Origin of the sequence: Psychrilyobacter sp. (assembly GCF_049671765.1) — a bacterium.
In the GTDB taxonomy this organism is placed as follows: domain Bacteria; phylum Fusobacteriota; class Fusobacteriia; order Fusobacteriales; family Fusobacteriaceae; genus Psychrilyobacter.
Map to the genome: position 1 here is coordinate 1 of NZ_JBATVM010000318.1, position 6,319 is coordinate 6,319.

8 protein-coding genes are annotated in these 6,319 nt (G+C 28.9%); 5 read left to right on the forward strand and 3 right to left on the reverse strand.

The features are described from left to right. A partial coding sequence (locus WBG30_RS14830) for a carbonic anhydrase (RefSeq protein WP_424505430.1) occupies positions 1 to 519 on the forward strand: 519 nt, incomplete at its 5' end. Positions 520 to 577: 58 nt separating this feature from the next. Here WBG30_RS14830 and WBG30_RS14835 read toward each other — a convergent pair. The 3 genes from WBG30_RS14835 to dnaN are packed head-to-tail and all read right to left on the reverse strand — an operon-like array spanning position 578 to position 3,325. Continuing rightward, positions 578 to 2,041 (reverse strand): aminoacyl-histidine dipeptidase, encoded by a 1,464-nt coding sequence (locus WBG30_RS14835; RefSeq protein ID WP_424505431.1) that lies wholly within the window; start codon positions 2,039 to 2,041, stop codon positions 578 to 580. Positions 2,042 to 2,078: 37 nt separating this feature from the next. Beyond that, complete coding sequence (locus WBG30_RS14840; protein WP_424505432.1) at positions 2,079 to 2,225, reverse strand: hypothetical protein; 147 nt, start codon at positions 2,223 to 2,225, stop codon at positions 2,079 to 2,081. Between the two features lie 8 nt (positions 2,226 to 2,233). Further along, complete coding sequence (gene dnaN, locus WBG30_RS14845; protein ID WP_424505433.1) at positions 2,234 to 3,325, reverse strand: DNA polymerase III subunit beta; 1,092 nt, start codon at positions 3,323 to 3,325, stop codon at positions 2,234 to 2,236. Between the two features lie 342 nt (positions 3,326 to 3,667). Here dnaN and WBG30_RS14850 point away from each other — a divergent pair, with 342 nt between their 5' ends. The 4 genes from WBG30_RS14850 (at position 3,668) to WBG30_RS14865 (ending at position 5,894) form a co-directional block, all read left to right on the forward strand. After that, positions 3,668 to 4,393, forward strand: a complete 726-nt coding sequence (locus tag WBG30_RS14850; protein WP_424505434.1) for an HI0074 family nucleotidyltransferase substrate-binding subunit — start codon at positions 3,668 to 3,670, stop codon at positions 4,391 to 4,393. 29 nt (positions 4,394 to 4,422) lie between these two features. After that, the gene (locus WBG30_RS14855) at positions 4,423 to 4,941 is read left to right on the forward strand and encodes a GNAT family N-acetyltransferase (protein WP_424505435.1); all 519 of its coding nucleotides are present in this window, start codon (positions 4,423 to 4,425) and stop codon (positions 4,939 to 4,941) included. Between the two features lie 233 nt (positions 4,942 to 5,174). Beyond that, positions 5,175 to 5,315, forward strand: a complete 141-nt coding sequence (locus WBG30_RS14860; protein WP_424505436.1) for a hypothetical protein — start codon at positions 5,175 to 5,177, stop codon at positions 5,313 to 5,315. Between the two features lie 129 nt (positions 5,316 to 5,444). Next, a complete protein-coding gene (locus WBG30_RS14865) occupies positions 5,445 to 5,894 on the forward strand; it encodes a S24 family peptidase (RefSeq protein ID WP_424505437.1) in 450 nt (149 codons plus the stop codon). Positions 5,895 to 6,319: the final 425 nt, after the last annotated feature.

Here is a 6,319-nt window from a genome sequence, read left to right on the forward strand (position 1 = left end):
CTATTTATAGGATGTAGCGACTCTAGAGTAATACCAGGATTGATTACTGGATCTAAACCTGGGGAACTTTTTACCATTCAAAATGTCGGAAATTTTGTAGCTCCTTATAAACCTGATGAAGATTACCATTCCACAGCTTCAGGAATAGAATATGCAGTATCAGTTTTGAAGGTAGATGACATAATAGTTTGCGGACATTCCCATTGTGGGGCTATCAAGTCTCTCTATAAAGATTTAGATAAAGAGGTAGATTTAGTCCACACAAATAAATGGCTAGAATTAGGTAATGAAGCCAAAAAGGTAGCACAATTAGTAGGAGGGTCTGATGATGAAAAACTTATTAATACAGAAAAACTCTCTGCTATGTTTCAATTAGAAAATTTATTGACATATCCAGCAGTAAAAAGAAGGGTAGATGAAGGTTCATTACACCTTCATGTATGGTATTACAAGATAGAAACTGGCGAGATAGAATATTATGATGATATCAAAGGGTCATTTGTTCCTATGGAAAATTAAAAGATAAAAGGGGTTGTCTTGTGGACAGCCCCTTTTAATTTATATAATATATTTATTTTTATAAATAGTCTTTAGATGATTTTAATAATTCTAAAAAATATTTCCATACATTCTCAACTGAAGATATAGATAATTTTTCTTCTGGAGTATGAACATCAAACATATTTGGACCAAATGAGATCATATCACAATCCGGTAACTTTTCACCTAACAATCCACATTCTAACCCTGCATGGATAGCTTTGATTCCAGCTTTTTTACCAGTTGATTTTTCATGAACTTCTAGTGCCATATCTTGTAATTTTGAATTAGGATTAAATTTCCAAGCAGGATAAGTAGCACCTTGCTCAAATTTGGCTCCTGTAACTACAGCAAGAGTTTCTACTTGCTTAGTTAATAAAACTTTCGCAGCGTCTACAGAACTTCTAATAGCTGACTGCAATACAACACCTGCATCTTCCGTAGTAAGTACACCTAAATTAAGTGAAGTTTCCACTAATCCCTCGATATCCAAACTCATTCTTTGAACACCATTAGGATATAAAAATAAAGTATTAATTACTCTATTAGTTGTATCTAGATCCATTACTTTAGAACCTTCTAATCCTTTTACCTCTGTCATAGTAATCTTAATTCCTGTATCTGAAACTCTTAATTCTTCAACTATCTCTGCAGTCACATTAGTTAAAATTTTATTTAAAGTTTCGATATCTTTTTTTGCTACCGAGAACAATAAGTCTCCCTCACGAGGAATAGCATTAGTTTTTGATCCACCATTTATCTCTTTTAAGTTAATAGTTAATTTATCTGATATAGCTTTTAATATTCTAGCCATTATCTTGTTAGAATTTCCTCTCTGTAATTGAATCTCCATTCCTGAATGTCCACCAAATAATCCTCTAACACTAATATTAAAGAATGAATCCAATGTAGCATCAGTATATATCACAGGAATAGTAAGGGCAGTTCTGTTTCCACCTGAACAACTAACATAGATCTCTCCCTCTTCTTCTGTGTCTATATTAAATAAATATTTACCTTGTAACAAGTCCCCATCTAAAGCAATAGCTCCAGACATTCCTGTTTCTTCATCAGAAGTAGCTAGTACTTCTAATTTTGGATGTGGAATATCATTTGAATCTAATACAGCTAGTGCCAATGCAATAGCTATACCATTATCGGCACCTAAGGTAGTCCCTTTAGCTTTTATGAAATCTCCATCAATTAAAAGCTTTAATCCTTCATTTTCAAAATCAAATTCAGTATCTAGATTTTTTTCCCAAACCATATCCATGTGTCCTTGAATAATTATAGCAGGAATATCCTCATATCCTGGAGTAGCATCTTTTTTGATAATTACATTAAGAGCTTCGTCTTGGATAGTTTCTAATCCTCTAGATCTTCCAAAATTTGCTAAATATGCACTTATTTGTTCTTCATGTTTCGATCCTCTAGGAATTGCACTTATCTCCTCGAAAAAATTAAATACCTTTTCAGGCTTTAAACCAGATAAAACGTTCATACTTATCTCCCTCCATATATTAAATTAATCTTGTTGCCTATAAACTATCGATTAACTCTTCAAGTTCCTCTTTGTCTTTCGTATTCAGATCATACCCTGATTCTAAAATTTTCAAAACATCAGATTCGCAGCCTGTCATAGAATTTTTTAATATTTTAATTAACATTCTTTTATAAAACTCCACATTTCCTCCTAGTCTCTAAGGGCTAACGGCATTAAAATGTAAGTATAATTATCATTATCTACCTCTTTTAAGATAAACATTGAACTAGCATTGCTAGCTCTAATAATTATATTTTTTTCTATATTATTTAACAAATCTTCTATAAACTTCACATTTAAAGAAGCTTTGAAATTATCGCCTTCCTTTATTGTATCTAACTTTTGTGTAGTTTTAGCACTCCCAGAAGATACTGTTATCTTCAATTTATTTCCATTAAAATCAAAATATGCACCATTTTTTGTCTCTTGATTTCTTTTAGCAATAGTAAGAACTTTTTTTAATGCTGACTTAAAATCTTTTAAATTCATCTCAATTGTCTTACTCGAGTTCATGCTACCCAAAATAGCATTATAATCAGGGAATACCAAATCAACCAATCTAATAGAAAAAACTAATCTTTCAGATTTTACTTTCAATTGACTTCCATCGATAAAGAAGTTTAAAGTTTCTTTGCTTCCTCTAAAGAGTTTACTTAAAATAGTAGCCCCCTCTAAAGGTATAGAGACCTCTTTATTTAACTTTGTCTCACACTCTAAAACAAAATGAGTAAGTCTATATGAATCTGTAGTTATTAAATAAATCTTATTATCTTCTAATTTCATTCTAATGGTATTAATAGCCAAATTTTCCGGAGTCATAGAAGCTGAAAATGATACTTTATCAAAAGCTTCTACCAATTTATTTGCCTCAATCTCTAAAAGGGGATCTCCTCCTAACATATTTAATTTTGGATATTCTTCACTATCTAAAGTTGTAAACTCAGCATTGTGAATAAATAATTTGTTCTCAGTAGCACTGATCTCTATCTCATCTTGGTTTAATAATTTTATATATTCTAGAACCAATCCGATTTTAAAGACAACAATCCCCTCTTCTATAATTTCACCATTTAAATATGATTTTATAGTTGTTTCTAGTGTTGTTCCAGTAAATCTAATTTCATTATTCTTTACTTCTAGTTTTGCCCCTGATATTACAGGTCTTATAGAGTTATCCTTAATCACTAAAGATAAGTCGCTTAGGTTATGAATCAATTCATTTCTATTGATTATGATTTTCATTTATACCTCCAAAAATCCTTTACCAAAATTATACTATATCCACCATATAATAACAAGAGCAAGGAAAATACTTATTTTTAATAACTAGTGAGAAGAATAACTTCTAAGTCTCTAATAAGTTTTTCTTCAAGGTGATTTATACTGTCTTTTACTATTTTATTCTCAATTTTATTGAGATTCTACCTGTGATTTTAGTCATTCAAAAATTAAAATCTATGATATAATAGTAAAAGCAAATTTTTTCTTAGTTTTTTTATTTCCATCTGATATTCTTATTTTAGAATTCGTATCTAAAAATCATTTTATGGTATAATAAAATATATTTTACCTTGGAGGAAAGCTATGTATGGATTAACGGAAAAAGAATTTTATAAAATAATAGAAGTATTAAAATATTACTCCAAAGAAATAGAGTGGGTTAAAATTTTTGGCTCTAGAGCTAGGGGTGATTATAAAAAAACCTCAGATATAGATTTAGCTATTAAATTTAGAAAAGATAGATTATTATATCTAAAAGATGATCTCTACAAAACATCCCTACCTTATACAACTGATATAATTGATTATTCAAAAAATACAAATGAAAACCTAAAAGACTTTATTGATAGAGAAGGATATATGATATTTATTACGGACGAAAGGGGAAAAATAATTATGAATCAAAATAAATTAAAGTTAAAATTAGAAAATTTAAAAAAAGCTTTAGGGCGATTAGAAGACTCTTTAAAAAAAGATCCCCATGAGGACGATCTATATTTAGATGGAATAATTCAAAGGTTTGAGTTCGTTTTTGAACTTAGTTGGAAACTTATGAAGGGTTATCTAGAATATGATGGAATAGAAGTTAACAGTCCAAGAGGAGCTTTTAGAGAATCTTTCAAAGTGGAATTAATTGAAGATGGAACTGCATGGATTAAAATGATGGAAAATAGAAACAGAACTTCTCACACTTATAATCAAGATACAGCATGGGAAATTTATAATAAAGTTAAAATAGAATATATAATTTTATTTCAGGAATTCTTTAAAATTATAGATAAAAAAATTAAATTTGATAATGAACTATAAAAATTAATTTGATTTAAAAAAGGATCTTTATGAAAATAAAAAAACCATTAAAAAATCATCTTCCTCAACTAGAAGAATTATTTAAAATAGTTATATCTGATACTGCTAGAAGAGAAGGAATAACTCTTCCAGATTTTGTAGACGAAGAAGTAAGAGAAAAAACGAAGTATTGTGAGAATTATTTAAAAAAAGTCGATAATATATCTATTTTAATTGCTCTAGATGATGAAAAAATAATAGGAACTATATCATCTTCATACTGTGATTTAGACATAAAAAATGTGATTAAAGATATCAAAAAAGATTCTATGAAAATAGGAACTATATATATTCACCCATCTTATCAAAGAAGAGGTATAGGAAAAATTCTTTTAAGTGAAATGTATAAAATATTAAAAGCTAAAAATGTAGAAGAATTTTATTTAGATTCTGGTTATAAAAGTGCTCAAATATATTGGATTAAAAATTTAGGAGAACCATTTTTTAGAGCTAAGAATTATTGGGGTCCTAAGATAGATAATCTAATTTGGAAAGTTAAATTAAAATAAAGAGACCTTTTGTAACTTTTATTAAAAGAAGAAGAAGAACGCTATAAATTTAGCTTCTTCTTCTATTCTTTTTTTTAATTAACCATTAATGTGCCTTCTTGGGATAGTGTGTTTTCCAAAATGTTTTTATAATTCATAGCCAGTTCTTCTTCAATTTTTAAAGTTTTGTTGTATACTCTAAATAAGTAATATTATTTTAAAAAAATTTGTGATTTATTAGGAGGAATAACGTTATGTATGTAGCGGGTGAAAAACCAGGTGTAGGAACTTATATGTGTATGATGTGTTATTTAGAAATAATTATAGAAAATGATAACGAGGAATTACCTAGTTGTCCAGAATGTGTTGGTGGTATCTATAAGAAGGTAGATTAATCTACCTTCTTATTTTAAAAACTGAAGACACTAATTTTAAATGCCACGGGATAGCCATCGAAAGAAAAAGACAACATAAGAGAAAACATAAAAAAAGATAAATACATTATTATAATTATGGAGGTTTGAATGGACGGTTCTAATTTCAAAGAAATGAGAGTTTTAAAAATAGAAGAAATTCCGTTGTATAAAGATGTTAAAGTGATAGATGGAGCACTTATTTATGGTGAAGTAATTGGAGCTTACACAATGTTTTATTTAGAAGATAGTAATTATAATGGGCCATTCATTGCAGTAACAATAAATGATGATTCTATGGACCCTGGGATTGATGGGAATAGAAGAATAGCTATAAAATCTCAAATTTTAACAGAGATGGATACTCCTTTGACGATTGGTAAACTTGGTCTTTTTTCATTCAATGGAGAATGTATTATTAGAAAGTTTAAAGTAGGTGGGAAAAATCCAGTTTTAGAAGCTTTTAATAAGAATTATCCAGAAATTAGAGTAGAGGATAAAGATGAGTTTTATATCCTTGGAAGGGTTGTAGAAAGCAGTAATGTAGATGATTTTTTGTAGGAGAAGAATATATTATTATTATTGAATTTGTACGACAATGCCACGCAAATTCAGTTTGTCTTACTATCTTGAAATTATTGAGGGAAAACATGGTTTGGAAAAAAATTGAATACTCTTCAACTTTTCCGTAAGATCTCTAAAATTAAACACAATAATAAGAGATAAAAACAACTTCTAAAAGCTAAGAACTTAAAAATAATTTAGTTATGTTCCCATTTAAATGTTGGGAAGGCAAGAGGTCTAAAAAAATTTAAATTCTTTGATAATTATCTCATTTTTTTCTGAATATATCTGGGGAAAATAATCCCAAACAAAATTATTAAGATTCCAATCCACTGAATCATTGATGAACTTTCGTGTAACACAGTCACAGAGGTCAATATAGCCACTGGGAGTTCTACTGATGCAAGAATCGAGGTTAATCC

Excerpts from the sequence above, each read along its gene's own strand:
- WBG30_RS14835 (WP_424505431.1), bottom strand. The coding sequence starts at position 2,041 with ATGAACGTTTTATCTGGTTTAAAGCCTGAAAAGGTATTTAATTTTTTC.
- WBG30_RS14865 (WP_424505437.1), top strand. The coding sequence starts at position 5,445 with ATGGACGGTTCTAATTTCAAAGAAATGAGAGTTTTAAAAATAGAAGAA.
- WBG30_RS14850 (WP_424505434.1), top strand. The coding sequence starts at position 3,668 with ATGTATGGATTAACGGAAAAAGAATTTTATAAAATAATAGAAGTATTA.
- dnaN (WP_424505433.1), bottom strand. The coding sequence starts at position 3,325 with ATGAAAATCATAATCAATAGAAATGAATTGATTCATAACCTAAGCGAC.
- WBG30_RS14855 (WP_424505435.1), top strand. The coding sequence starts at position 4,423 with ATGAAAATAAAAAAACCATTAAAAAATCATCTTCCTCAACTAGAAGAA.
- WBG30_RS14860 (WP_424505436.1), top strand. The coding sequence starts at position 5,175 with ATGTATGTAGCGGGTGAAAAACCAGGTGTAGGAACTTATATGTGTATG.